We start from the raw sequence: 25084 nt of genomic DNA on the forward strand, positions 1-25084 counted from the left end.
GGGTGGGGTTGGTTGGTGCAGTGGGTCTTGGGACGCGAACGCCCGCCGTCAGGGCGAACCTGGGGCGGGCGATCGGGTCGTGCTTCCGGATCAGTTGGTCAGCCGGGTGGCTTCGGGCTCAGCCCTCGCCGCCGGTGGGGCCGGTGCCGGCGGCCTTCACGTCGTGCAGCTGGTAGCGGTTGATCGCCTCGGCGACCGCCTCCCGCTTGACCTCGCCGCGCTTGGCCAGCTGCGCGAGCGTCGCCACGACCACCGACTCGGCGTCGATGTGGAAGTAGCGGCGGGCGGCGCCGCGGGTGTCCGCGAAGCCGAAGCCGTCCGCGCCGAGCGAGGTGTAGTCGTTCGGCACCCACTGCGAGATCTGGTCCGGCACCGCGCGCATCCAGTCGGAGACGGCGACGACCGGGCCCTGCGTGCCGCCGAGCACCTCGGTCACGTACGGAACCCGGGCCGGCTCCTCCGGGTGCAGGAAGTTGTGCTCGTCCGCCTCGAGGGCCTCGCGACGCAGCTGGGTCCACGAGGTCGCCGACCACACGTCCGCGGCCACGCCCCACTCGTCGTTCAGCAGCTGCTGCGCCTTGAGGATCCACGGCAGGCCGACGCCCGAGGCGAGCAGCTGCGCGCGCGGGCGGTCGGCCGCGCCCTCCGGCGCGTCCTGGTACTTGTACAGGCCCTTGAGAAGGCCGTCCACGTCGATGCCGGCGGGCTCGGCGGGCTGCTGGCCCGGCTCGTTGTACAGCGTGACGTAGTAGAACACGTCCTCGCCGTGCGGGTGCTCGGCGCTCGAGCCGTACATCCGGCGCAGACCGTCCTGCACGATGTGGCTGATCTCGAACGCGAACGCCGGGTCGTACGCGATGACGGCCGGGTTCGTCGAGGCGATCAGGTGCGAGTGGCCGTCCGCGTGCTGCAGGCCCTCGCCGGTCAGCGTGGTGCGGCCGGCGGTGGCGCCGAGCACGAAGCCGCGGCCCATCTGGTCGGCGAACTGCCAGAACTGGTCGCCGGTGCGCTGGAAGCCGAACATCGAGTAGAAGATGTAGATCGGGATCGAGTGCACGCCGTGCGTGGCGTACGAGGTGCCCGCCGCGATCAGCGAGGCGGTGGCGCCGGCCTCGGAGATGCCCTCGTGCAGGATCTGGCCCTGCTTGGACTCCTTGTAGGACAGCAGCAGCTCGCGGTCCACGGCCTCGTAGGTCTGGCCGTGCGGCGAGTAGATCTTCGCCGTCGGGAACAGCGAGTCCATGCCGAAGGTGCGCGCCTCGTCCGGGATGATCGGCACGAAGTGCGCGCCGATCTCCTTGTCCCGCATCAGGTCCTTCAGCAACCGGACGAAGGCCATCGTGGTGGCGATCTGCTGCTTGCCTGAGCCCTTCTTCAGATCGGCGTACATCGAGTCGCCCGGCAGCGCCAGCGGCTTCGGCCGCACCACGCGGGAGGGCAGGAAGCCGCCGAGGGCCGCGCGGCGCTCGCGCAGGTACTGCAGCTCCTCCGAGTTCTCACCCGGGTGGAAGTACGGCGGCAGGTCCGCGGCCAGCTGCTCGTCCGAGATCGGCAGGTGCAGCCGGTCGCGGAACTCCTTGAGCTCGGCCTTGGTGAGCTTCTTCATCTGGTGCGTGGCGTTGCGGCCCTCGAAGTCCTTGCCGAGGGTCCAGCCCTTGATCGTGTGCGCCAGGATGACGGTCGGCTGGCCGACGTGCTCGCGGGCCGCCTTGAACGCCGCGTAGACCTTGCGGTAGTCGTGGCCGCCGCGGGAGAGCAGCCGCAGCTGGTCGTCGTCCATCCCGGAGACCATCTTGCGCAGCCGCGCGTCGCCGCCGAAGAAGTTCTCCCGGATGTACGCGCCGGACTCGACCGAGTAGGTCTGGAACTGGCCGTCCGGGGTGGTGTTCATCTTGTTGACCAGCACGCCGTCGACGTCCTGGGCCAGCAGCTGGTCCCAGTCGCGGCCCCAGATCACCTTGATGACGTTCCAGCCGGCGCCGCGGAAGGTGCTCTCCAGCTCCTGGATGATCTTGCCGTTGCCGCGCACCGGGCCGTCGAGCCGCTGCAGGTTGCAGTTGATGACGAAGGTGAGGTTGTCCAGCTCCTCGCGGGCGGCGATGGACAGCGCGCCGAGCGACTCGGGCTCGTCCGTCTCGCCGTCGCCGAGGAAGGCCCACACGTGCGAGCGCGAGGTGTCCGCGAGGCCGCGGTTGTACAGGTACTTGTTGTAGCGGGCCTGGTAGATCGCGCCGATCGGGCCGAGGCCCATGGATACGGTCGGGAACTCCCAGAAGTCCGGCATCAGCCGCGGGTGCGGGTACGAGGGCAGGCCCGGGGTGTGGCTGTGCTCCTGGCGGAAGCCGTCGAGGTGCGCCTCGGTCAGTCGGCCCTCGAGGAAGGCGCGGGAGTAGATGCCCGGCGCGGCGTGGCCCTGGAAGTAGACCTGGTCGCCCGGCTCGCCGTGGTCCTTGCCGCGGAAGAAGTGGTTGAAGCCGACCTCGTAGAGCGAGGCGGCGGAGGCGTACGTGGCGATGTGGCCGCCGACGCCCATGCCGGGCCGGTTCGCCCGGGAGACCATGATGGCCGCGTTCCACCGGATGTACGCGCGGATGCGGCGCTCGATGTCCTCGTCGCCGGGGAACCACGGCTCGCGCTCCGGCGGGATCGTGTTGATGTAGTCGGTGGACCGGAGGCCGGGAACCCCGACCTGGTGCTCGCGGGCCCGCTCGAGCAGACGCAGCATCAGGTAGCGCGCACGCTGGCGCCCCTGCTCGTTGACGACCGCGTCCAAAGAGTCGATCCACTCGCCGGTCTCGGCCGGATCGATGTCCGGCAGCTGGCTCGGCAGCCCGTCACTGATGATCGAGAAACGCTCTCGTCCGCTCGCCACGTTCGTCCTTAGAGGTGATCGCGAAACGCGCGTGCCGTCGACGGTCCGCTCAATCGGATCCACCGCGGCCGCACTCGTCCTACGGTTCGGTACCTATCGTTCTCCCCCATCGTCGTCCCTGGGGACGCGCCGCGTCATCTCTACTCGGCGGTAACCGTCACCTATCGGGTCACAACCCGCCCCGAATGGCCGCCGTGACCCGAACGGAGTCCGATTGTCGGACGTCCTCGTATCGCCAGCGGAGGCAGGGGGCGGCCTCGGCGGAAAACGGCGCGCGAAAGGTGGCCCGATACCTGTTGGCAATGCGCCGGTTCCAGTGTTTCCTAGATGGAAGGCATCGGCGGAGCGTGGTCGCCCGGTCACCCGGCGACACCGTGCGCCCCACGCGGCAACCGCCGACACTGGAGAAACCCGGACACTTCGCGCGGCGAGAGGCGGCTCGATATGCGTGCAGCCATTGGCGACACCCTGCACATCCACACCAACCACCTGGGTACGGTCGAGGATCTCGCCGAGATCCTCGAGGTCCGCGGCACCGACGGGGCTCCCCCGTATCTGGTGCAGTTCCGGGACGGCCGTAAGCGGCTGCTGTTCCCCGGACCCGATGCCGTGATCGAGAGCTCCGTGAAGGTGGCCGCGGGCGAGGAGCGCTCGTACCGCCGGATCCACACCCGGCCCGGCTGGTAGGCCGGACCCGTCCAGTCGGGTCCGGCTGGCAGGCCGGATCCGTCCACCCGAACCCACCTCACCCATCGACGTTCGCCGGATCCGGGGCCCCGGAAGGCCCCTGGAAGGCCCCGGAAGGCCCCGGAAGGCCCCGGATTCAGCGCAACGGGTGCCGGGTACTTGCGTCCCGGGCGTTGCCCGTGTGGACTAGCCCGGTGGATGAAAACAGCACCCGGGCCGCGCAGGACGCGAAGCCCGGCACCCAGACTGGGAGGAACGACTCCGTGAGCGCCACCGCGGACCACGCGGAGACCGACACCGAGAACCAGGCGGCACGCCGCCTCGGCTTCACGGGCGGCCAGGTGGTCCAGGAGATCGGTTGGGACGATGACGTCGACGAGGAGCTGCGCTCCGAGATCGAGGCGGTCACCGGCGGTGAGCTCTACGACGAGGACTACGAGGACGTGGTCGACGCGGTCCTCCTCTGGTACCGCGGGGACGACGGGGACCTGGTGGACGTCCTCGTCGACGCGCTCGGCGCGCTCGCGGACGGCGGCCACATCTGGCTGATGACGCCGAAGGCGGGCCGGGACGGGCACGTCGAACCCAGCGAGATCGGCGAGGCCGCGCCGACCGCGGGCCTGAGCCAGACCAGCTCAGTCTCGGCGGGCCGGGACTGGGCCGGCACGCGCCTGGTGGCGCCGAAGGCGGCCCGCGTGGGCAAGAGGTGAGCATCCCGGCCGGCAAGCCCGTGCCGCGGTTCAGCCTGCGTGACCAGCACGGGGCGGAGGTGGCCGTCGGCGGCGAGGCCGAGGACGGCCGGGCCACCCTGCTGGTGTTCTACCCCTTCGCGTTCTCCGGAGTGTGCGGCAGCGAGCTGGCCGCCCTGCGGGACGCGGGCGGCGAGTTCGACGGGGAGCGGGTACGCCTGGTGGCCGTATCGTGCGACCCGATGCACTCGCTGCGCGGCTACGCGGACCAGGAGGGATTCGGCTTCCCGCTGCTGTCCGACTTCTGGCCGCACGGCTCCGCGGCACGCGCCTACGGCGTGTTCGACGAGGCGCGCGGCTGCGCGGGGCGCGGAAGCTTCCTGATCGACCGGGACGGCGTACTGCGCTGGTCCCTGGTCAACCCGATCAGCGAGGCCCGACCGCTCGACGCGTACCGCGAGGCGCTGGCGGGCGCCGGCCTGTAGCGCGTCGACGTCCCGCCGGGGCGGTTACCCCCTCCGGTTACGCCCCGCCGGGACGGCTCGAACTCGGACTCGGACTCGGACCGCGAGTCGGACTCGGACCGCGAGTCGGAGTGCGAGTTCGGAGTGCGAATTCGGAATGCGAGTTTGGAGTGCCGGCGGGAATGCCGACGGGAGTGCCAGGTCGGACTGCGAGTTCGGAGTGGGGTCGGACTGGGTGCAACCCGTCCCGCCTGGGTGCAACTCGTCTCGCCTGGGTGCAACTCGTTTCGCCTGGGCGCTGCAACTCGTCTCGCCCGCCAGCAATTCGTCCGTCCAGGAGCTAATCCGTTCCGCCCGGATGTAATCCACCCCCGTCGCCGTCCATCCCTCCGTTCCCCATTCCCTCCGTTCCCCCATCCCTCCATCCTTCCGTCCCCCGTCGCACTTATCCTTGCAGCGCAACGCGATCCCGCTCGGTTCCATGGGTCGGCCGGCGGGCGGCGGGGCATACTGTGAGCATGCGTGCCCGTCGCAGGGTACGAAGGCGGCGGCCGGTGCCCGCAGGCGGCAGAGGTACCAGGGCCGCCCGACTGGGCCGAGCCGAAGAACGCGCGAGCGTGCGAACGAAGAGGTGGGGACGCGTGTCCGGAATCGACTGGAACTCGGGCGGGCAGGCGCCGTTCACCCGAATCGCGCTCTCCACTGCCGACGGCGACCGCTCCCTGACCAGGTCGGGCGCGGGCTCGGGAACGCTGCGGGTGAACCTGCGCTGGAACCAGACCGAGGAACGCCGCCAAGGCGGCCGCGTACTGCGCCGCAGGCTGGACCCCGGCCCGTCGCAGGGCGTGTCTTCAGGCCCGAAGGTCGACCTGGACCTGGGCTGCCTCTACCAGTTCACCGACGGCCAGCGCGGCACCGTGCAGGCCGCCGGCAACCGCCACGGCGACTTCGCAAGGCCGCCGTACGTGCGCCTGGACCGCGACGACCGCACCGGCTCGTCCACCGGCGAGAACCTGTTCATCAACATGGACCACAGCGCCCACTTCCAGCGCCTGCTGATCTTCGTGCTGCTAGCCGGCGGCGCCGACGACCTCACCAAGGTCGGCGCAGCGGTGACCCTCTACCCCACCAGCGGCCCCGCCCTCGAACTGCGCCTAGACACCCCCGCGGGCCCCCCAGGCGCATCCGTAGGCCGCGCCAAGAGCTGCGCCGCCGTGATGATCCAGCGAGCGGGCACCGACTTCAACCTGAAGACCGAGGCCCGCTTCTTCCCCGGCTTCCAGAGCGAGATCGACAAGGCCTACACCTGGGGCCTGCGCTGGGCCCCTGGCCCCGGCAAGGTGCGCATTTGATCCCGATTTGACCTCCATTTAAACCCCGCCGGTCCCGCCGCCCGCAGCCGCTACACTGGGGGCTGCACCGGGCGCTTAGCTCAGCGGTAGAGCGCTGCCCTTACAAGGCAGATGTCGTTGGTTCGAACCCAACAGTGCCCACAGAGCGTAGACGCAGATCAGGCCACCTCGTGGGAGGTGGCCTGAGTCGTTGTCAGCGATCATTCATCGGGCGGAGTCGGCATGGAGTCAGCAAGCGCGTCCCGGATGCGCTGAATCCGGCCCGTCGTGTCCGGCAGGACGTGCGTATATCGGTTGAGGGTCGGGGTCACGTGCTCGTGACCGAGGACGCGGGCGACCCCGTTGACCGGGCAGACCGCTGGAGATCAGCCACGTGGCCTAGGAGTGCCTGAGAGCGTGGAAGCCGAAACGAGCAAATCGCCCGGTAGGTCAGACGAGCCGGTGGGTTAGAACTTTCTCTACAAGGATCAAGGATCAAGGACCACGGATCAAGGCGCGCCGCCGACCGAGCCGCCGCTCTCGGTCTGGCCTTCGCGGCGTCTTTCAGCGAGACGCCCGGGAGCGGCCGACAGCAGACGGCAGCGCATGGCAGCCGGCCTGCAAGGGAACGGACCAGCCGGGAGCGACGACAGCGCCAAGGATGCCCGTACGGCTCTTACAACGCGGTTCTCGGTCGATGGCTCTTGCAAGCGTGAGATCGTGTCGCCATGACGACCAGTGGGATAACTGGCGACTCGCGCTGCCATGGGGTGACGTCTACGTCACCATCTCGAACGTCCTGGCGCCCGGGCATCCGCGCGAGGCGTATGCGGGGGTCTGGCCGTATCCGCCGAAGCAGGCCGAGGCGACACCAACGGCTGACATTAACTGCGACGGACAGCTCTGAATAACCGCAGGTCAGCAGGACCGCCGACTGGTGTCGGTGAGTGCTCCAGCCCTGGTCCGCGCCTTCGACCAGCCTGCTACGGATCAAAAGGTTAGGGTGACGGGCACCATGAACGCCCGAACGGCAACTGCAGGAGGCACGATGCCCGCCGCCGCCGAGCCCGGTAGAGCCCTCACGTTCCATGCCGCGGACGGCACGATCAGCATCGCCGGCCTTGCAACGGCGATCGGCCCAAGCCTGCGCGCCGACCTGCTCCCTCCGGACCTCGATGCACTTGTCAGCCGCAGACTCGACCACGGGAACGGCTGGGCCTGGGCATACATGGAGGGCTTCGCCCTGGCCGGCCAGCGGTGCACGCTCGCTCTCGGCGCGTTCCACGGCCACGTTGTACAGGTCAACTGGTCCCTGACGATCGCGGGCGAGGATTACTCTGGCGGTTGGCCAAGCCAGGCGGCGAGCTACAAGGAGATCGCGCTCGGGATCGAGTTCCTCACCGGAGTTTTCGGGCCTGGCCCGCACCGGGATCCGGAAGGCGGATCGGGGTACCAGAGAGCGATGCCGTGGGGCGTGGTGTGGTGCGGGTGGGATGCGAAAGGCGGCGCCTGCTCGACCGGACTGCGGTACGAACGGACACACAGCTAAGCCGTGCACAGACGAGTGACATGAGCGGTGCCATCAACCCGGCGGAAGACGGGGCCGCCAGAGGGGTCCGCACGGAACACTCGCACTGCCGATGCGATGGGGAATTTCGGGAGAGCAGCGACCGGAGCGAACTATAAGGCAGATGCCGTTGGTCCGAACCCAATAGAGCCCACCGAGCGTGACCTGCGGCGGCGTCGCATGCGAGGTAGCAGCGCAGGGCATCTGACATGGTTTCTGGACGGGAGCCTTTCGGGCGGCGGCGGTGGCCTTCGCCCGGTCGCGCGGTCAGCCTGGTCCCCCAGCCCCCCAGCCCCCCAGTCGCTCAGTTGCCCAGTCGCCTGGTGCATCAAAGGGCGGATACGTCGGGCTTGGTGGTTGGCGTGGGCCGGCGCGCGGCCAGAAGGCTTCTCCTGGTGCTTGATCGGCGCGCGGGCCCACGACACCGGGATGACCGCGTTCGGGTTCTGACACGTGAGGCGTCGTTGGCACGGAATCCGTTACCGGTGCAGGTCGGGAGACGGTCCGTCGGGCGCGTCTTGACAAAGGTCTAGTCCAGTTCGATGGTTGGTGGCGGGACGGGAATCCCACGCGACGCCAGGAGGCGTACACCTTCATGCGAACACTCACCCACCGGCTCGGCGTCTGGGGCGCTGCGGCCGCGGTCGCGCTCATCCCCGCTTTGGCGGCTCCGGCCGACGCCCAGGCCGTGCTGCGGCCGCACTCCGCCGTCTCCGCGCACATCGCCGGGTCCGCGGCCACCGCGGCCGCCGCCGTCACCGCCGTCACCGCCACCGCCGCCGCGGCGTCCGATCCGGTGCAGGTCTACGGGGCCTGGCTGTGCGGCTCGGATCAGTGCACGTGGGCGGCGGCTCCGGACATGACGATGTTCGATACGCAGAACCACTGGCTGATCGATCGCGGCAACGGCAGCCCGTCGGTCAACCTCGTCGTGCTCTCCTTCGCCGATCCGCTCAAGCTGCTCGACGGCACGACGGACGCGGGCGATACCAACGGCGTGCCCAACGGCATGGACGCGGCGGTGGTGAACTACTTCACCAGCCACGGGGTGCGTGTCATGATCTCGCTCGGCGGGGTGACCTACACCGCCGACTGGGACAGTGCCCTGACGCAGAACGCTGCCCTGCTCGGGCAGAAGGCGGCGGCGCTGGCCACGCAGCTCGGCGTCGGCGTCGAGATCGACTATGAGAACTCCACCAGTCCGAATCTGACCGGCTTGCAGTCGTTCATCAGTGCCTACCGCGCGGTGCACGCCTACGATGCGACCGGCGCGGATCCGACCGCGCGGCTGACGATCGACGTGGCCGCCGGCGACCGCTATCTCATCGCGCTTGATCAGTACGCGACGGCTAACTGGCTGAGCACGGCCAACCCGGTGCTCGACTACGCGAACGCGATGGTGCCGAGCAAGCAGCCGTCCACCAGCAGCGCGGAGAGCAATTGGCTCGAGCACGTCGACGGCAAGCCGAACTACAGTCCGCCCATCGCGCCGCTGGCTCCGGCGAAGTTCACCGGCTCGGTTTACGTCGCCGGGCAGAGCCAGGTCCTTCCCGAGTGCACCACTTTCGCCTCCTCGCTCCAGGACTCGACGAGCGGCTGGGTGCAGTCGGTGGCTCCGGCGGGTGCGGGCAGCACGGACGGGATGCTCGGCTACATGTTCTGGGCCGCGGGCGCTCCCTCGAGCCGCGGGCAGACGACGTTCCCGCCCAACAGCTGCGAAGGCGGCGTCGGTGTCGGCGCGACGAGCCTGAGTGTGCCCGTTCCGATGCCGGCGCTGCGGCAGAACTGAGGTGACGAAGGCTGCGGCCGCGCGGGCGGGACGGGAGTGAGCACGCCGCGGCCGCAGCCTTCGTCGCCGCCGGATGCGGCCCACAACTGCATCCGGCGGCAGCCACATCTCATAGGCGCTCGGCGGCCCCGCCGTGTTACAGCCGCTGCCTGCTACGGCCGTCCCGCCCTGTTATAGCCGCCACCTGCTACGGCCGTCCCGCCGCGGTGGCCTGCCCCGACGAGCGCTGCGAGGCGCAGGGTACGCGCGGCCCAAGCGTGCTGGGCAGGGCGCCCATGCCGCTCCGGTCCATCCGCCGCCAGCGCAGCCGGCTGCCGATCAGCGCGGTCACAACGGATTGGATGACGATCGGGTACATCAGCTGCCGGTCTGCTCCCTCCGCGCACGGCAACACTCGAAGTCGAAGCGCACCCGGCCGGTCCAGCGGCCCACAACGCTAGCGCGCCCGGCTCGATCGCGCTCCGGGTGACGCAATCGCGCTCCGGGTGACGCAATCGCGCTCCGGGCGACGCGAGTGCCGCGGCCGCCGCAGCTGTCACAGCTGTCGTAGCTGTCGCAGCTGTCGCAGTTGTCGCAGCTGTCGCTACAGCCGCGGCCGGGCACCTCAGCCCTCGTGCTCTCCGCTGAAGATCTCCCGCATTTCGCGGGCGGCGTAGTAGACGAGTACGTATCCGGCGAGCGGGTCTGCCCACCACCATCCGGCGGCCGAGTTCAGGATCAGGCCGAGTAGCACGGCGGCGGCCAGGACGCCGTCGATCAGGGTGACCTTGCCTTCCGTGATGAGCACCGGGTTGTCCAGCGCTGTCCCGGTGCGGGCCTTGCCGTAGGCGAGAACGAACATGACCAGCGCGGTGATCGCGGTCCAGGCGATGCCGAGCGGCGAATGCCGAGGGTGGAACCCGGCGGCTAGCACCCACGTGGACTGAACGAGCAGGTAGAGCGCCAAGGCGGCGAACCCCGCCCCGATCAGCCGCAGCGCGGTGCGCTGCCGTCGCTCGCCCGTGCCGGACAGCTCCCAGATCACCACCGTCGAGGCACCGATCTCGATGAGCGAATCCAGCCCGAACCCGGCCAGCGCGACCGACCGCGCATCGATCGCGGCGACGGCGAGCACGACGATGCCCACCACGTTCCAGCCGAGCGTCGCGTACTCCAGCAGGAAGCCGCGGCGCAGCAGCGCCGGATGCTCGGGGCTCACACTCGACTCGGTCACCTTCGGTCTCCTCCAGGGCAGCGGGGCGCCGCCCTACGCTGGTCAGACGTCCGGTCGTTCAGTGTACGTGCGGACCGGGCGAGTAGGTTTTCTGTTCTACGCCGGTGCGCTTTTCGGCCGGCTGATTCTGGTCGACCGGGCCAGGGGACGGAAACGGCATGAGTGAAGTACGGGAACCGCTGCGGCACAACGAGGGGAACGCGGCGACGGGAGGGATCTGGCGGGTGACCGACGGCTCGCGCAGCAGGATCCTGAAGGTCGCGCGGCACGGCGAGGCGGCACCGGGGTCGGCGTGGACGACGAGCGATGAGTCCACGCACTTCAACTACTGGCGGCGCGAGGCACTCGCTTACGAGACGGGGTTCGCGGACGCGGCGTATCGGGACGGTGGAATCCGGGCACCTCGGCTGGAGCAGTTGGTCGAGCGCGCGGACGGCGCGGTGGAGCTGTGGCTGGAGGACGTGGCGGGGCCCGACGGGTTCGCGTTCTCGGTCGAGCGGCTCGGGCGGTTCGGGTACGAGCTCGGGGTGGGGCAGGCGCGGTGGGTCGGCCGGGTGCCGGCCGCCGAGGACGTGCCGTGGCTGTCGCGCGGCTGGCTGCGGCAGTACATGGCGGCCGGGCCCGGGCACGACGTGCGGATCAGCGACGACGAGTGGGACCACCCGGTTGCGCACGTGTGGCCGGCGCAGGTGCGGAAGTCGTTGCGGCGGCTGCGGGAGAACCGGATGGCCGTACTCGCGGCGGCCGAGGCATTGCCGCGGACGGTGTGCCACCTGGACTGCTGGCCGGCGAACCTGATCGAGGACTCCACGGGCACGTCCGTGCTGCTGGACTGGGCGTTCGTCGGCGAGGGCGCGGTCGGCGAGGATCCGGCGAACCTGATCATCGACAGCGTGACGGACGGGCTGATGGACGCGGCGCTGCTGCCCGAGATCGCGGAGGCGGTGAGCGACGGCTATATAAGAGGTCTGAGTGACGGCGGCCTGCGCGGCGGCGGGCCTCAGGGGAGCACGGCGGAAGACGTGCGGCGGGCGATCGCGACGTGCGCGGTGGCCAAGTACAACTGGCTCGGCGCGGCTGCCATCGGTGCCGCCGTGCGGGGGCGGACGGGCAAGCCGTCGTACAACCAGGATGACTCGGCCGAGGAGACGCTGTGGCGGATCTCCGGGCTGGCGGCCCTACTTGCCGATTGGGCGGACGGGCTCGGTTGAGGGCACGGACAGCGGCGTGGCCGCCGCGGGTGCGGGGGCGGTAGCGGCGGAGCGCTGGGCCGTGTAGGCGCCGATCAGCACGACGACGCCGCCGGTGATCTGCACGGCGTTCAGGCGCTGGCCGAGCAGGACCCAGGCGATGACGCAGGCGGAGACCGGCTCGACGTACGCGAGTCCGGCGGCGACCGTGGCCGAGAGGCGCTGCACGGCCATGCCGCCGAAGACGTACGAGATCACCGTGCTGAGCAGCACGAGTGCGAGGGCGACGAGCCAGCCGGGGATCTCGCGGCCGGCCAGCGCGATCGGGGAGCCGAGCACGTGCCACGGCGCGCTCCACGGCATCGCGAGCGGCACGAGCACGATGCAGGCCACCAGCATGCCGACGGTCGTGATGGCGAGCGGGTCGGCGGAGCCGGTGAGGCGGTCGATGATCAGGAAGTACGCCGCGTTGCCTGCGGCCGCGCCGAGTCCGCAGGCCAGGCCGAGCGCGTCGAGGCTCAGGCCGGACCAGATCTCCACGACGAAGCACAGGCCGACCATGGCCAGGCCGATGCCGAGAAACGCCGTGCGCCGCACGTGCTGGCGAAGGACCAGCCGCTGATAGAGCACGACGAGGACCGGACCGGTGAACTCGAGCAGGATCGCGATGCCGACCGGCAGCCGGGACGCGGCGACGAAGTACAGCGCCTGGCACGCCGCGACCGCGACCAGGCCGAACAGCACGATCCCGCGCAGCGCCGTACGGTTGCGGAAGACGCCGAGCAGCGAACCGGGTCCGCGCAGAAGCGAGACCGCGACCAGGATCAGGCAGGCGCCGGCGATCCGCAGCCACACCGCTTCGAGCGCGCTGAAGCCGGCATCGGTCAGCGCCTTCGCGAAGGTTCCCGAGGCGCTGAAGAAGATCGACGACGTGATGCCGAAGAGCACTCCGGCATTGCGACGGGATACGACGGCGGCGTTCACTCGGTCAGGGTAGTCGACCGCCGCGGCTCCTTACACCCTGTCTAGGTGCCCGAGCGCCGAGCGGCCATCGTGCGCCTGGCCCGGGCCCGCAGGGCGACCCAAGTGGCCCAAGGGTCCCATTTCTCCACGACGCCCTTCGTCAGCGGGAAGCAGGCGAAGCCGATCATGATCGAGCTGAAGTGCCCGAGATCGGTGAAGGTGTTCCCGACGACCAGGTGGTAGCCGTAGTAGAGGATCAGCGCGCCCGCGTACACGTAGCTCCACGGGGCCGCGATCAGGTACGCGGCGACGGCCTCGACGCCGGCCAGCGCGTAGCTCACCCCGATGTCGAGGGTGAAGATCGCGCTGCGCGGCAGGTATCCGTGCCGCACCTCCCAGTAGAGCGCGCCCTCGCTCAGATACGTGGCGCCGACGTGGGCCGCGATCACGACCGCCAGCCAGCGCAGCGTCCCTAGGCGCCGTTCGACCGGAACGTGGAAGATGTTGTAGAGGATGTAGTAGATCCACATCCCGCCGCCGTCGATGTACAGGGCACTGGTGATCAGCACCCTGATCGGATCGGTGCTCAGCTCGTGCAGGTTGGTCGAGCGCCGGCGCAGGAAGCGGTCGCGGAACTCGGGATTGATGTGACTGATGAAGTACGTGGTGACGGTGAGGATGGCCAGCCAGACGAAGGTTCCGGGCGCGCGGCGGACATAGTGCCAGACCGCCGTGGCCGCGCGGGAGATCGTCACACCGAGTTACCTTAATGAACGGGCCGTCGCGAAGCTGCGCACCTCGCCGAACGCCATTACCCTTCACCCGTGATCGAAGCAGTGGAGAACACCAGTATGCCGCCGGATGAAGCCCCGTGGGACGTGATCGTGGTGGGAGCCGGGCCGGCCGGCTCCAGCGCCGCGCGCGCCGCGGCCGAGTCCGGTGCTCGGGTTCTGCTGCTGGAGAAGGCCGAGCTGCCGCGGTACAAGACCTGCGGCGGCGGTCTGATCGGCTACTCGCGCCGTTCGCTGCCGCCGGGCTTCGAGATCCCGGTGCGCCAGCAGATCGACGCCATCAGCTTCACCATGAACGGCGAGAAGCTGCGTACCCGCAAGGACCGCGCCGGGGACCTGCTGGTGCTGGTCAACCGCGCGGAGTTCGACCTGGCGCTGGCCAAGGCAGCGGTGGACGCGGGTGCGGTGCTGCGTACCGGTTCCACGGTCACCGGCGTGGACCAGGACGAGTCGGGTCGCGCCGTTGTCACGCTCGCGGACGGCGGCCGCGTCTCGGCCGGCGCGGTGGTCGGCGCGGACGGCTCGGCGAGCCGGGTAGGACGCTACGTCGGCGTTCGCTGCAATCAGGTCGACCTCGGCCTCGAGGCGGAGATCCAGGTGCCGCAGGCGGTTGCCGACGCGTGGGCGAACCGGGTCCTGGTGGACTGGGGCCCGCTGCCCGGCTCCTACGGCTGGGTGTTCCCGAAGGGCGACGTGCTGACCGTCGGTGTGATCTCGGCGCGCGGCGAGGGCGAGGCGACGCGCAAGTACTACCGGGACTTCATCGAGAGCCTCGGGCTCGCCCGGTACCCGAGGATCTCCGACTCCGGGCACCTGACGCGGTGCCGGGAGACCGGCTCCCCGCTCGCCAGGGGCCGCGTGCTGGTCGCGGGCGACGCGGCGGGCCTGCTGGAGCCGTGGACCCGCGAGGGGATCTCGTTCGCGCTGCGCTCGGGCGCGCTGGCCGGCCAGAGCGCGGCGCGGCTCGCCGCCGACCCGAAGGTCGAGGGGGACGCCGGGTACACGGCGCTCGTCGAGGAGATGCTCGGCGTGGAGATGCGGGCCGGCGGCGCGATGCTCAAACTCTTCGAGCGGCACCCGGCGTTCTTCCACCGGACCGTGACGCTGGTCCCGATGGCGTGGAAGATGTTCGCGGACTTCTGCCGCGGCAAGACCTCGCCCGCGCAACTCGTGCGCAACCCGGTCGCCAGGACGCTGATCCGCACCCTGCCGCGGCAGACCGCGGCGAAGGTGCTCAAGCATTACTGACCTCCGAGGCTCTAGGCTGGCCGCCATGGACAGCGCACAGCTCAGCCATACCGCGTTCTTCTTCGACTTCGACGGCACGCTCAGCGCGATCGGGCCGGATCCGGAAAAGGTGCGGCCGGTGGACGACGCCCCCGAGGCGCTCGCGTCGCTGGCCGGGCGGTCGGCGTACTGCGCGGTGGTCTCCGCGCGGCCGGTCGCCTTCCTCGCGGCGCAGCTGCACGCCGTCCCGGGGATCGCGCTGCACGGCCTCTACGGCCTGGAGCACTCCTCGGACGGCGGCGCCACGGTCTCGACGCTGCCCGAGGCCGCGCCGTACCGGCCGCTGATCGACGAGGCGGCCCGCGCGGCGGCCGAGGAGCTGCCGCAGGCGCTGGTCGAGCACAAGGGCCTGTCCTGCGCGGTGCACTACCGCAACGCGCCCGAGCTCGCCGACGCGGTGGAGCTGTGGGCCGCGGGCTACGGCGCGGAGCACGGCCTGAAGGTGCAGCGCGGCCGGATGGTCGTCGAGCTCAAGCCGCCGGTCGAGCGGGACAAGGGGCACGTCGTGCGCGAGGCGCTGGACGCGCGGCCGGAGCTGGTCGGCGGCTGGTTCTTCGGCGACGACCTGGGCGACCGGCCGGCGTTCGCGGCGCTGGCCGCACGCGCCGAGCGGGAGCCGGCGTTCCGGGCGATGCGGGTGGCGATCGCCAATCCGGAGGGCGACCCGCTGTCCGACCTGGCCGATCTGATGCTGGACCGTCCCGAGGAGGTTCCCGGGGTGGTGCGCCGACTGCTGCGCTGAGCTGCGGCGGGAGCCGGAGGGGGCGCGCGGGGGGCGCGCGGGGGTGCGATCCGTTAACACGGCTGTCGTTGAACGGTGCCTTGCGGGCGTGAGACTGTGGACGGGTGAAGCAGCAGCCCAAGATGAGTCCCGTGCCCCTGTTGTTCGAGCCCGGCATGCCCGAGCCCGAGCAGGCCAGGTTCTTCGGGCTGGACGAGATCGCCGATCCGGCCGAGCTGCTCGGGCGGGCCACCGAGCTCGCCGACGCCTTCCGCGCCGCCGCCGACCGGGCCGCCGCCTATCAGGCGCTGGCCGCCTTCGAGCTGACCGATCCGCGCCGCTTCGACCGGCTGACGTACACCGAGCTGGGCGAGCGCATGGGCCTGTCCCCCGCCGACGCGCAGACCCTGGCCGAACGCGGCGCGCGGCTCGCCGCACGCTCGACCCGCAAGCCGATCCACTTCAGCTGAGGGCGCCCCGCCCGAGCGCCGGCTCGCTCGGCCGATCCGGTGCCGGGCCCGCCCGCATTCTGCGGCACCGGCCTCGCCTGCTTTTTCGGTGCCGGGCCCATTTCGGCGGTGCCGGGCTCACCCGTTTTTTGCGGTGCCGACCTCGCCCGCTTTTTCGCTGCCGAGGCCATTTCGGCGGTGCCGGGCTCAACCCTTTATTGCGGTGCCGACCTCGCCCGCCTTTTTGTGGTGCCTACCTCGCCCTCGCGATGCCCGGCTCAGCCGACCTGGTGCAGCCAGCGCACGGGGGCTCCGTCGCCGGCACAGCGGAAGGGCTCGAGCTCGTCGTCCCAGGGCCGGCCGAGCAGCGTGTCGAGCTCCGCGGCGAGGTCCGCGCCGCGCGCGGCGTGCATCATCGCGGTGCGCAGCCGGTCCTCGGTCACCATGATGTCTCCGTGCACGCCGGTTACGGCGTGGAACACCCCGAGATCGGGTGTGGAGGAGTAGCGTTCCCCTTCGGCACCCGGGGACGGCTCCTCGGTCGCCTCGAAGCGCAGCTGCTCCCAGCCGCGCAGGGCGGAGGTGAGCCGGGTGGCGGTGCCGGGCTCCGCCTGCCAGGACAACTCGGCGCGCCAGAGGTTCGGCGCGACGGGCTGCCGGGTCCAGTCGAGGCTCACGCGCACGCCGAGGACCCCGGCGACGGCCCATTCGACGTGTGGGCACAGCGCGCGGGGCGCCGAGTGGATGTACAGCACTCCACTGGTCTGACGGGTGGGCACGGCGGACTCCTTTGGTCACTGACTACGTTTCACACACGGCGTACGGACGAGGTTCGCCTTCCCCAGCGGCCTTGTCTCACCGTGTCTCGACGCTCGGTGACCGAGATCCGAAGCACTCACAGCTATGCAATTTTTGCCGTGCAGTTGCACTGACCTGAGGTCAGTTTAACCACTCAGAGCGATCATCATGCCTCGTCGCTCTCATGACATCGATGACCTTACGCGAGGCGTGCTAGTCCTGTCAGGCGCCCGTACGAGTGACGATCTGCCCGAGAGGGCACTCGATCGGCTCAATCGAAGACTGATGGTCGGGTGGTCGAACCACCCGGTCAGGCGGCGATCCGGCGATCAGGAGCTGCAGGCTCTGGTCGACTTCGCCGCGGCCGCGGAGCTGCCGCCGGTCAGGTGCGAGGACTGCGAGGACGCGCTGCTGCTCGTCGCGGTCTTGGTCGCGCACGCGTCGGAGGACGAGGAGAGGCTGTTGCTGCTGACCGCGGCCAGGTACCAGCACGCGGCGAACATCGCGAGGATCGCGGCGACGGCGGCGGCACGCCAGGCCTCCTTGCGTATCCGGGTCCGGCGCAGGATCTTGCGCTCGACCCCGTAGAGGAAGGCCAGCTCGCGGCGCAGCCAGGCCTCGGTCTCATGCTCGCCGCGCGGGGGGCGGGGCCCGTGGGAGTCCGGGGTCCGCGGGTCTCGGGCCGGTCGCGGCTCCTCGGGGAAATCCATCACAGCTTCCACGCCCTCCTTGGGCCGACCGGGTCTTCCCGCACACCCCGGCGAACTCGGACAACTCGCCCCAAGGCCGGTGAAGTGACTTTCTCCCAATGATCCCCACCGCGGCAAGACCAGGGCGGGACAGTTACCGTTCCGTTATAAGACGCGGACGATCATGGATCATTCGACCCGTTTTCGCGCGACCCGCGGCGATTCGCGGCTATCCGCAGTGCCCGGCCGGGTGCTCCTCGGCGCCCGGCGCGCCGTGCCCGATCGTGAGTATCTCGGAGGGCGCGTGCTCCACCTGGAGCGTCGTGTGCTCGATGCCGTAGTCGTGCCGCAGCAGCTCCTCGAGCTCCAGCCGCACGGCGTGGCAGTCCCGGCCCGGCGCCACCAGCACGTGCGCGGAAAGGGCGGGGAAGCCCGAGGTGATCGTCCAGACGTGCAGGTCGTGCACCTGGGCCACGTTCTCGGCCGCGCGAAGCCGCGCCGCGAGCTCGACCGGATCGACGCCCTCGGGTGCCGCCTCGAGCAGGACCTTCCACGACTCGCGCACCAGCCCGTACCCGGCCTTGGCCATCAGCGCGGCGACCACGAGAGAGGCGACGGCGTCGGCGCGGTCGAAGCCGGTCGCCATGATCACGATGCCGGCGACGGCCGTCGCGAGGAACGCCCAGGCGTCGTTGAGGATGTGCTGGAAGGCTCCCTCGACGTTCAGGCTCGACCGATTCGCGCGGTTGATCAGCAGCGCGGCACCCGCGTTGACCACGATTCCGGCGATCGCGGTCGCCGTGACCAGCGCGCCGTCGACCACCGGCGGGTGCAGCAGCCGGTCGACCGCCTCGTAGACGAAGATGCCGACCAGCACGAGCAGCGTGATCCCGTTCACCTGCGCGGAGAGGATCTCCGCGCGCTTGAAGCCGAAGGTCCAGCGGCCGCGCGCGGGCCTGGCGGCCAGCCGCATCGCGGCGAGGGCGAGCACCAGCGAGAAGGCGTCGGTGAGCATGTGGCCCGCGTCGGAGATCAGGGCCAGCGAACTGGCGGCGAGGCCGATCACGACCTCGACCAGCATGTAACCGAGGATCAGGCCGAGCGCGCCGAGCAGCAGCCGGCGGTCGGTGTCCGCCGTGACGGACGCCCCGTGATCGTGCGCGCCATGGTCGTGCGCGCCGTGATCGCGGGAGCCGTGATCGTGCGCGGCGTGACCGTGCCCGTCGCGCCCGTCTTCCCCGTGCCGCTGTGCCATACGGTCAAGTCTACCTTAAGAGTGACAGGGCATTGAGATGTGATAATGACAACGGTTGTCGCCGCCAGCTGCGCGTAGACCGGACACCTGGGCCGAAACCGGGCCGTAACAGTGCCTTTGCCAAGGATCTACCCGGTTCGGCCTTGCTGCCGTCCCGGTTCGATCCTTGACTGCTCCCTGCGGTTTCAAAGCCGCGCGATACCCGCCCACCCACATCGGTTCGCGCATTCGAGGAGACCCATGTCCTTCAAGCGATCCCCCCTGCGCGCCGGCATAGCCGCCGCCGCGCTCGTCCTGCCCGTCCTCGCGCCCGTCGCCGCCACGGCCACCACCACCTCGGCCGTCTTCACCCCGATGCAGCGCACCGCGGGCTCCGCCACGCCGTTCTTCATCAGCCACGGCGGCGGCCTCAGGCACGCCGCCACCACCAGCACGAACTGGGCCGGCTACGCGGTCAGCGGCAGCACGTACACCAGCGTGACCACGACGTTTAAGCAGCCGAAGGTGACCTGCTCGTCCGGCGCCCAGTACTCCAGCTTCTGGGTCGGCCTCGACGGCTACAGCTCCTCCTCCGTCGAGCAGACCGGCACCGAGGCCGACTGCAGCGGCTCGAGCGCGTCGTACTCCGCGTGGTACGAGATGTACCCGGCCAGCCCGGTGACCTACGGCAACTCGGTCTCCGCCGGCGACACCATCGTGGAGAAGGTCATCTACGAGGGCTCGAACAGCTACGAGCTCTACCTCGCGGACACCACCAAGGGCTGGTCGCACACCACGACGAAGACCGGAAGCCACTCGCGCTCGTCGGCCGAGGTCATCGCCGAGGCGCCGTACAGCGGCGGCGTGCTGCCCCTCGCCGACTTCGGCACCGTGACCTTCAACAGCTCGACCGTGGACGGCTCCTCGCTCTCCTCGGTCAGCCCGACCAGCATCAACATGACCACCAGTTCGGGCACGGTCAAGGCGTCCACCGGCTCGCTGTCCGGCGGAACGTTCTCGATCACCTGGAAGCACAGGTAGGCCGCGCGACGGGCGAGCGGTCCCTCCGGCCGCCTCGATCGGCTGCTCCGCCTCCCCCTCCGGAGCAGCCGATTCGCCGTTCCCGCCCGCCATGCCGCACGATAGGGAGCGGGTGCGGTGAACGACGGGCGACGAAAAGACGAGGGTATGGCTGCGGGTACGACGGCGTTCGCGGACGGCAACAGGGGTCCGGGGCCGCTCGGCCTCCCGGGCAAGATCAGCGTCTGGTACCTGCGGCTCGTCGTCCTGATCGACCTGCTCGGAGTGGTCTCCTACTCCTTCGGCCGGCAGGTCCACCGGCACTCGCACGGGGGCGGCTTCGGCCACTACTTCACGCCGTTCCTGCTGACCGCGAGCCTGGTCTCGGCCGCGCTCGCCGCGTTCCTGGCGATCATGCTGCGCCGCCGCAAGCACATCGCCTGGCTGGTCACGACGATCCTGGTCGGCTTCACCAGCCTCGCCGACGTGTACTGGCTGAGCGAGCCCTCGTATCGCGCGCACTGGTTCAACTGGACGTCCGCGGTGCTCACGATCGGCGTATTCGTATGCCTGCTGCTGGGCCGTAAGGACTTCTACGCGAAGGGCGAGCAGTCCAACCCGAAGACCGCGCTGCTGGTGGCGCTCGGCGGAGCGGCCGCGGCCACGGGCATCGGCGTGGCGCTGCTGACCTGGTTCGGCACCGTGAACGATTCCTCGTTCAGCGCGCGCATCGAGTACACGCTGCTGCGGCTGCTGACGGTGGACAAGCAGGACGTCTCCGACCTGGGCATCGTCAGCCCGCACTGGCTCGACGTCATGATCAACGCGATGAGCCTCGTGCTGTTCCTGGCCGTGGTCTACGTCTTCTTCCGGTCCCCGCGCGGCCAGGTCCGGCACACCGAGGAGGACGAGGCGAGGCTGCGGGAGCTGCTGGCCAAGGAGCCGGAGCCGGACTCGCTGGGCTACTTCGCACTACGCCGGGACAAGTCGGTGATCTTCTCGCCATCGGGGAAGGCGGCGATCGCCTACCGCACTGTCGGCAGCGTGTCCCTGGCCTCGGGCGACCCGCTCGGCGACCCCGAGGCGTGGCCCGGCGCGATCGACCTGTGGCTGCGCGAGGCGGCCGAGCACGCATGGGCCCCGGCGGTCGCGGGCGCCAGCGAACAGGCCGGCGAGATCTTCGCGCGGCACGGCCTGAGCGCGCTGGAGCTCGGTGACGAGGCGATCGTGGAGGTCGCCGACTTCACGCTGGAGGGCCGCGCGATGCGCACGGTCCGGCAGGCCGTGAACAAGATCAAGCGAGCCGGGTACACGACGCGGATCCGCCGCCACCACGAGATCGAGCGCTCCGAGATGGGCCGCCTGCGCGCCGCCGCCGACCACTGGCGCTACGGCCAGGCCGAACGCGGATTCTCGATGGCGCTCAACCGCCTCGGCGACCCCGCCGACGGCGACTGCCTGATGATCGAATGCTTCGACGCGGACGGCCGGCTCCGCGCACTGCTGTCCTACGTGCCGTGGGGCAAGGACGGCGTCTCGCTCGACCTGATGCGCCGCGACAAGGAGAGCGACAACGGCCTGGTCGAGTTCATGGTCATCGACCTCCTGCAGCGCGCCGCCGAGTTCGGCATCGCCCGCGTGTCGCTGAACTTCGCCATGTTCCGCGCCGTCTTCGAGCGCGGCTCCAAGCTCGGCGCCGGCCCGGTGCTCCGCCTGTGGCGCGGCGTACTGCTGTTCTTCTCCCGCTGGTGGCAGATCGAGTCCCTCTACCGCGCCAACGCCAAGTACCGCCCGATCTGGGAACCCCGCTTCGTCCTCTTCGCCCGCTCCGCCGACCTCCCCCGCATCGGCATGGCGTACGCCCGCGCCGAGGGCTTCCTGGCGCTGCCCCAGATGCCCTGGCAGCGAAAGAAGTGCGACGCCGAGTGACGGAGCGGCCGAACTGCGGGCTGGGGGCGGGGCTGCTGGCCCGCTGGTTGGGCGCGGGACTGCTGGCCCGCTGGCTGTCGGCGGGGCTGCTGGCCCGCTGGTTGTCGGCGGGGCGGCCGAGTGGCTGACTGCCGGCGGGCCGCCGACCCCCGCTGTCCGCTGCTGCCGAGTTGCCGAACGGCTGCTGACGGGGCGTCGGATCAGCTCTGCGGCCGGTACCAGGGCGAGGGCTTCCACCGGTTCGATCCGCTCGTCGGCTTCTCCGGCTGGTCGGCGAGCCACGGGCCGTCGTCGCGGTCCGCGAAGTCGCGGTACGGCTGGGACGCGAGGCGGGGTCCCTCCTGCTCGAACGTCTGCGGCGACCACTCGGTCTGCGGTCCGCGCCGGTTGATCGCGAACGGGACCTGGTCGAGTTGCTCCGCACCAACCGGCGCGACAAGTCCGGCGACGCGCGGGTCGCCCAGGAAGGCGATCGCGGTCACGTCGGTCAGCCCGGTCCAACCGTCGCGGGAGCCGCCGACCGCGATCTCCGAGACGGGCTGCCCGGTCGCCGGATCGAGCACCTGCATCAGATTGCGAGCCTGCTGCCAGTTGGCCGAGCGGAAGGGGCCGACGAACAGGAACATCACCGCGGCGAGGCCGTCGCCGAGCGGATCCTCGATCACCGGGACGCGCTGCCAGCGCCCCACCCGAACCGGATAGATCCGCCAGGCCTGGAAGCGCTCGACGAGGTAGCGGTCCCGGGCGGCCCGCGCCCGGCTCGCCTTGCGGTTGCCCTGGGCACGGCGCTGGATGTCGTCGATCAACCAGGGCTGGATCGGGACGGTTGAACCGACCGGGTGAAGCTCCGTCATAAGCCGAGTCCTCCGAGCGCGTCGTGGATCTTCCGGGCCGACGTACCCTGCTCCTCGGAGCCCGGCGGCGGGTTGAACGCCACCGAGTGCGCCAGCAGGACCATCATCTCCCGGTAGTACACCCCGTACTCGACCTGCGGCGTGGAGAACTCCAGTACGGCGAGCCGGTCGCCCTTCTCGCTCGGCACGATGACCTCGAGCTGGTAGACGTCGGCCCGGCCGGGGTCGCCCTCCTCGCCGGGCAGCCGCGGCTTGCGGAGGCTGCGTACGGACTCGAAGAACAGCGCCGGCCCGTTCGGCAGGTCGACGAGGTCGGCCTGAGCGTGGTCGTCCGCATCGGCCGACACCTTGATCAGGTCGCCGAGTACAAGCCGCGGGTTGCGCTCTCCACCGGTCGTCTGCAGCGAGGCGACCAGTGACGAGGCGACGAGCGTGCTCTCGTCGTCCGGCGCCGTATGCCACCCGAGTCCGCAGAACACGGTGTTGCGCTGCTCCAGCTCTGAGAGCAGGAGCGCGAAGGTGTCGACGGTCGAGAAGAGCAGGTCCCGGCTCTCCGGCGGGCAGAGTTCGACGAGCGTCGGCAGCGCTTCCGCGAGTCGATCAGCGCTGTCCACCACCGGTAGCGGCAGATAGCCGGGCGGGATCCCCAGCCAGACGTCGAGCGAACCCTGGTCGTCGGCCGCGGGCTGCAGACTGTTGAGCAGGTCGGATATCGCCATCAGAAGGCTTCCTGCACGTCGGAGTAGAGCTTGTGCGCGACACCGCTCACCTTGACGCCGAGATTGATGTTCCGCATCGTCGAGGCGGACAGATTGATGACCGAGTCGGCGTCCCGGCCGATCGTGCCCACCTTGTTGATGACGTTCACGGTCGCGCTGACCACGGTGTACTTATGCGCCGCGACGGAGAAGGCCTGCTCCAGCCTTCCGCCGTTCTCGGCGGCGTTGGTGAAGTCCTCGACCGCGTTCGCGCCGAGCTTCGCCACGCCCGGGATCTTGGAGGCGAGGGTCGGGATCGTCTCCGCCGCCTTGGCGCCGTCCTCGAGGATCTCCCCGCCCTTCGCCGCCTTCGCGAGCGCGCCGATACCCGGCACCACGCCCACCGCGTCCATCGCGACGCCGCCCGCGGCCTTGAGGTTGGCCATGGTGAAGTGGCCGGTCAGCAGCCCGCCGAGCGCGTCGCGTGTCTTCGGGTTCGCGAAATCCATCGCCAGCGCCCCCGCGCCGGCGACGAGCGCGACCGCGCCGGCGACCGCGTCGATCGGCGGCGGCGTGCACAACGCGATCAGCCCCGCGATGCCGGAGATCGTGGTCAGGATCGAGTGGATCGCGTTCGCATGCTGCTCGATCCAGCTCCCGACCGCGCTCAGGCCACTGCCGATGTCGTGCAGCATGCTGGAGAACCAGCCGGGCTTGTGCGGGGCGAGGCCCTTCGTCGCGTTCTCCAGCTGCGAGGCGTAGTTCCGGGCCGCCGAATCAACCTCCTGCTGGAGCTGGCGGGCCCGCTGCAGGATCGAGTCGAGGTCGTCTTGCGCCTGCCGCTCGGCGGCGTTCGCGTCGTTCAGCGCCGATTCGGCCTGGTCGAGCGCCGACTGCGCCTGCTGGAGCGCCTGCGGGTTGCTGAAGACCTCGCCGATCAGGTTGAGGTTCGGGTTCGACTTCGCCTGGGCGACCTGCGTCTCGGCCTGCTGCAGGGCCTGGCGCGCGGCGGCGGCCTCCTGGTCGAGGTTCTGCGCGGTCTGCTTGAAGCCGACGAGGTCCTTGTACCAGTTCTGAATCGTGCCGGCCGCCTCGGTCAGCGACTGCTGCGCGTGCTGCAGGTCGGTGACCAGCTTGTCGTTGAAGTTCGCGCGGAACGCGTCGGCCGCGGCGCCGACCCACACGCCCGAGTCGGCCGTGCGCATCTGGTCGAGCAGCTTCCCGGACTCCTGCAAGGAGCCGGTGGCCTTGGTTATCGCGTTCTCCAGCGCCTCGACGTCCGCGGGAAGCCCCGGCGCCGGATTGAAGCCGAGATGCGGGTACGAGGTGCTCTCGTCGAAGGATGCGTCGAACATGACGTCCAGTGACACGGAATTCCCCCCTATTCCTGCAGCAGAGTGTTGATCTTCCCGAGAGACTGCTGCACCGTCTGCTCGGTCTCCTGGTAGTTCTTGTGCACCTTGTCGACACCCTCGGTGCACTCTGAGATGGCCTGCTGCAGCTGGCCGAGCCCGTATTTCCACGTACCCTGGAAGTCCTTGGCCGCGCCGACCAGCGTCGACGGCCCGATCTGGCCGTCCTGCGCCGCCCCGAAGGCCTGCAGCGCCTGGTCCATCTGCTCCCCCGCCTGCCGCAGGGTGCCGGTCATCGTGGCCAGCACGTCCAGATCGACCTTGAAGAAATCCGCCATTGGGAAATTCCCCTCCACCCGTGACCGCGAACAGGTCCCCGACGCCCCGACGCATCGTGTCGCGTCACGATAGCCCCCACACCGTATCGGCATATCATCGGGAAATCCAACATCTCCGCACCGCGATCTCACCGGCTGGATGACTCCACCCCGGCTCCA

The 25084-nt window shown here is 70.1% G+C and carries 24 protein-coding genes and 1 tRNA gene; 13 read left to right on the forward strand and 12 right to left on the reverse strand.

The window, feature by feature from the left end:
• Positions 1–118: 118 nt before the first annotated feature.
• Complete coding sequence (aceE, locus tag KDK95_RS24205) at positions 119–2872, reverse strand: pyruvate dehydrogenase (acetyl-transferring), homodimeric type (protein ID WP_212520570.1); 2754 nt, start codon at positions 2870–2872, stop codon at positions 119–121.
• Between the two features lie 444 nt (positions 2873–3316).
• On the opposite strand from aceE, the gene KDK95_RS24210 reads away from it, so the two are divergent.
• The 7 genes from KDK95_RS24210 to KDK95_RS24240 all read left to right on the forward strand — a co-directional run bounded on the left by KDK95_RS24210 (position 3317) and on the right by KDK95_RS24240 (position 9399).
• Positions 3317–3559, forward strand: coding sequence for a DUF1918 domain-containing protein (locus tag KDK95_RS24210; RefSeq protein WP_212520571.1), 243 nt, complete (start codon positions 3317–3319; stop codon positions 3557–3559).
• 263 nt (positions 3560–3822) lie between these two features.
• Positions 3823–4269, forward strand: coding sequence for a DUF3052 domain-containing protein (locus tag KDK95_RS24215; RefSeq protein WP_212520572.1), 447 nt, complete (start codon positions 3823–3825; stop codon positions 4267–4269).
• The gene (locus KDK95_RS24220; RefSeq protein WP_307844617.1) at positions 4266–4733 is read left to right on the forward strand and encodes a redoxin domain-containing protein; all 468 of its coding nucleotides are present in this window, start codon (positions 4266–4268) and stop codon (positions 4731–4733) included. Before KDK95_RS24215 ends, KDK95_RS24220 begins: the two co-directional genes overlap by 4 nt.
• Before the next feature lie 620 nt (positions 4734–5353).
• A complete protein-coding gene (locus KDK95_RS24225) occupies positions 5354–6064 on the forward strand; it encodes a hypothetical protein (RefSeq protein ID WP_212520573.1) in 711 nt (236 codons plus the stop codon).
• 69 nt (positions 6065–6133) lie between these two features.
• Positions 6134–6205 (forward strand) — tRNA-Val (locus KDK95_RS24230).
• Between the two features lie 886 nt (positions 6206–7091).
• Positions 7092–7592 (forward strand): hypothetical protein, encoded by a 501-nt coding sequence (locus KDK95_RS24235; protein ID WP_212520574.1) that lies wholly within the window; start codon positions 7092–7094, stop codon positions 7590–7592.
• A 613-nt stretch (positions 7593–8205) separates the two neighbouring features.
• Positions 8206–9399, forward strand: a complete 1194-nt coding sequence (locus tag KDK95_RS24240; protein ID WP_212520575.1) for a glycoside hydrolase family 18 protein — start codon at positions 8206–8208, stop codon at positions 9397–9399.
• Between the two features lie 187 nt (positions 9400–9586).
• On the opposite strand, the gene KDK95_RS24245 is transcribed toward KDK95_RS24240, so the two are convergent.
• A complete protein-coding gene (locus KDK95_RS24245) occupies positions 9587–9757 on the reverse strand; it encodes a hypothetical protein (protein WP_212520576.1) in 171 nt (56 codons plus the stop codon).
• A 246-nt stretch (positions 9758–10003) separates the two neighbouring features.
• Entirely contained in the window at positions 10004–10612 is a 609-nt protein-coding gene (locus KDK95_RS37855; protein WP_212520577.1) for a cation efflux transmembrane domain-containing protein, read from the reverse strand.
• A 158-nt stretch (positions 10613–10770) separates the two neighbouring features.
• Between KDK95_RS37855 and KDK95_RS24255 the strand changes: the two genes are divergently transcribed.
• Entirely contained in the window at positions 10771–11823 is a 1053-nt protein-coding gene (locus tag KDK95_RS24255; protein ID WP_212520578.1) for a phosphotransferase, read from the forward strand.
• On the opposite strand, the gene KDK95_RS37860 is transcribed toward KDK95_RS24255, so the two are convergent.
• Both KDK95_RS37860 and KDK95_RS24265 read right to left on the reverse strand, forming a co-directional pair.
• Positions 11791–12786, reverse strand: a complete 996-nt coding sequence (locus KDK95_RS37860) for an EamA family transporter (RefSeq protein WP_212520579.1) — start codon at positions 12784–12786, stop codon at positions 11791–11793. The genes KDK95_RS24255 and KDK95_RS37860 overlap by 33 nt on opposite strands.
• Before the next feature lie 41 nt (positions 12787–12827).
• The gene (locus KDK95_RS24265) at positions 12828–13520 is read right to left on the reverse strand and encodes a rhomboid-like protein (RefSeq protein WP_212520580.1); all 693 of its coding nucleotides are present in this window, start codon (positions 13518–13520) and stop codon (positions 12828–12830) included.
• Between the two features lie 96 nt (positions 13521–13616).
• Between KDK95_RS24265 and KDK95_RS24270 the strand changes: the two genes are divergently transcribed.
• The 3 genes from KDK95_RS24270 (at position 13617) to KDK95_RS24280 (ending at position 16034) form a co-directional block, all read left to right on the forward strand.
• The gene (locus tag KDK95_RS24270; protein ID WP_249161817.1) at positions 13617–14804 is read left to right on the forward strand and encodes a geranylgeranyl reductase family protein; all 1188 of its coding nucleotides are present in this window, start codon (positions 13617–13619) and stop codon (positions 14802–14804) included.
• A 25-nt stretch (positions 14805–14829) separates the two neighbouring features.
• The gene (gene otsB / locus KDK95_RS24275) at positions 14830–15585 is read left to right on the forward strand and encodes a trehalose-phosphatase (protein WP_212520582.1); all 756 of its coding nucleotides are present in this window, start codon (positions 14830–14832) and stop codon (positions 15583–15585) included.
• 122 nt (positions 15586–15707) lie between these two features.
• Positions 15708–16034, forward strand: coding sequence for a DUF8844 domain-containing protein (locus KDK95_RS24280; protein ID WP_212520583.1), 327 nt, complete (start codon positions 15708–15710; stop codon positions 16032–16034).
• Positions 16035–16291: 257 nt separating this feature from the next.
• Here KDK95_RS24280 and KDK95_RS24285 read toward each other — a convergent pair whose 3' ends face one another.
• From KDK95_RS24285 to KDK95_RS24295, 3 genes are all read right to left on the reverse strand, one after another.
• Positions 16292–16792, reverse strand: a complete 501-nt coding sequence (locus tag KDK95_RS24285) for a DUF3145 domain-containing protein (RefSeq protein WP_212520584.1) — start codon at positions 16790–16792, stop codon at positions 16292–16294.
• A gap of 348 nt (positions 16793–17140) precedes the next feature.
• Complete coding sequence (locus tag KDK95_RS24290; protein WP_212520585.1) at positions 17141–17533, reverse strand: hypothetical protein; 393 nt, start codon at positions 17531–17533, stop codon at positions 17141–17143.
• Positions 17534–17729: 196 nt separating this feature from the next.
• Complete coding sequence (locus KDK95_RS24295) at positions 17730–18755, reverse strand: cation diffusion facilitator family transporter (protein ID WP_212520586.1); 1026 nt, start codon at positions 18753–18755, stop codon at positions 17730–17732.
• 240 nt (positions 18756–18995) lie between these two features.
• On the opposite strand from KDK95_RS24295, the gene KDK95_RS24300 reads away from it, so the two are divergent.
• Positions 18996–19775 (forward strand): G1 family glutamic endopeptidase, encoded by a 780-nt coding sequence (locus KDK95_RS24300; protein WP_212520587.1) that lies wholly within the window; start codon positions 18996–18998, stop codon positions 19773–19775.
• 147 nt (positions 19776–19922) lie between these two features.
• The gene (locus KDK95_RS24305) at positions 19923–21683 is read left to right on the forward strand and encodes a phosphatidylglycerol lysyltransferase domain-containing protein (RefSeq protein ID WP_212520588.1); all 1761 of its coding nucleotides are present in this window, start codon (positions 19923–19925) and stop codon (positions 21681–21683) included.
• Between the two features lie 200 nt (positions 21684–21883).
• Here the strand turns inward: KDK95_RS24305 and KDK95_RS24310 are convergent, their stop codons facing one another.
• The 4 genes from KDK95_RS24310 to KDK95_RS24325 are packed head-to-tail and all read right to left on the reverse strand — an operon-like array spanning position 21884 to position 24925.
• The gene (locus tag KDK95_RS24310) at positions 21884–22537 is read right to left on the reverse strand and encodes a hypothetical protein (protein WP_212520589.1); all 654 of its coding nucleotides are present in this window, start codon (positions 22535–22537) and stop codon (positions 21884–21886) included.
• The gene (locus tag KDK95_RS24315; protein WP_212520590.1) at positions 22534–23256 is read right to left on the reverse strand and encodes a hypothetical protein; all 723 of its coding nucleotides are present in this window, start codon (positions 23254–23256) and stop codon (positions 22534–22536) included. The genes KDK95_RS24310 and KDK95_RS24315 overlap by 4 nt, the downstream gene beginning before the upstream one ends.
• The gene (locus tag KDK95_RS24320; RefSeq protein WP_212520591.1) at positions 23256–24605 is read right to left on the reverse strand and encodes a hypothetical protein; all 1350 of its coding nucleotides are present in this window, start codon (positions 24603–24605) and stop codon (positions 23256–23258) included. Before KDK95_RS24320 ends, KDK95_RS24315 begins: the two co-directional genes overlap by 1 nt.
• An 11-nt stretch (positions 24606–24616) precedes the next feature.
• On the reverse strand, positions 24617–24925 hold the full coding sequence (locus tag KDK95_RS24325; protein ID WP_212520592.1) for a DUF6317 family protein: 309 nt from the start codon (positions 24923–24925) through the stop codon (positions 24617–24619).
• Positions 24926–25084: the final 159 nt, after the last annotated feature.

Origin of the sequence: Actinospica acidithermotolerans (genome assembly GCF_018139625.1) — a bacterium.
Lineage (GTDB): Bacteria > Actinomycetota > Actinomycetes > Streptomycetales > Catenulisporaceae > Actinospica > Actinospica acidithermotolerans.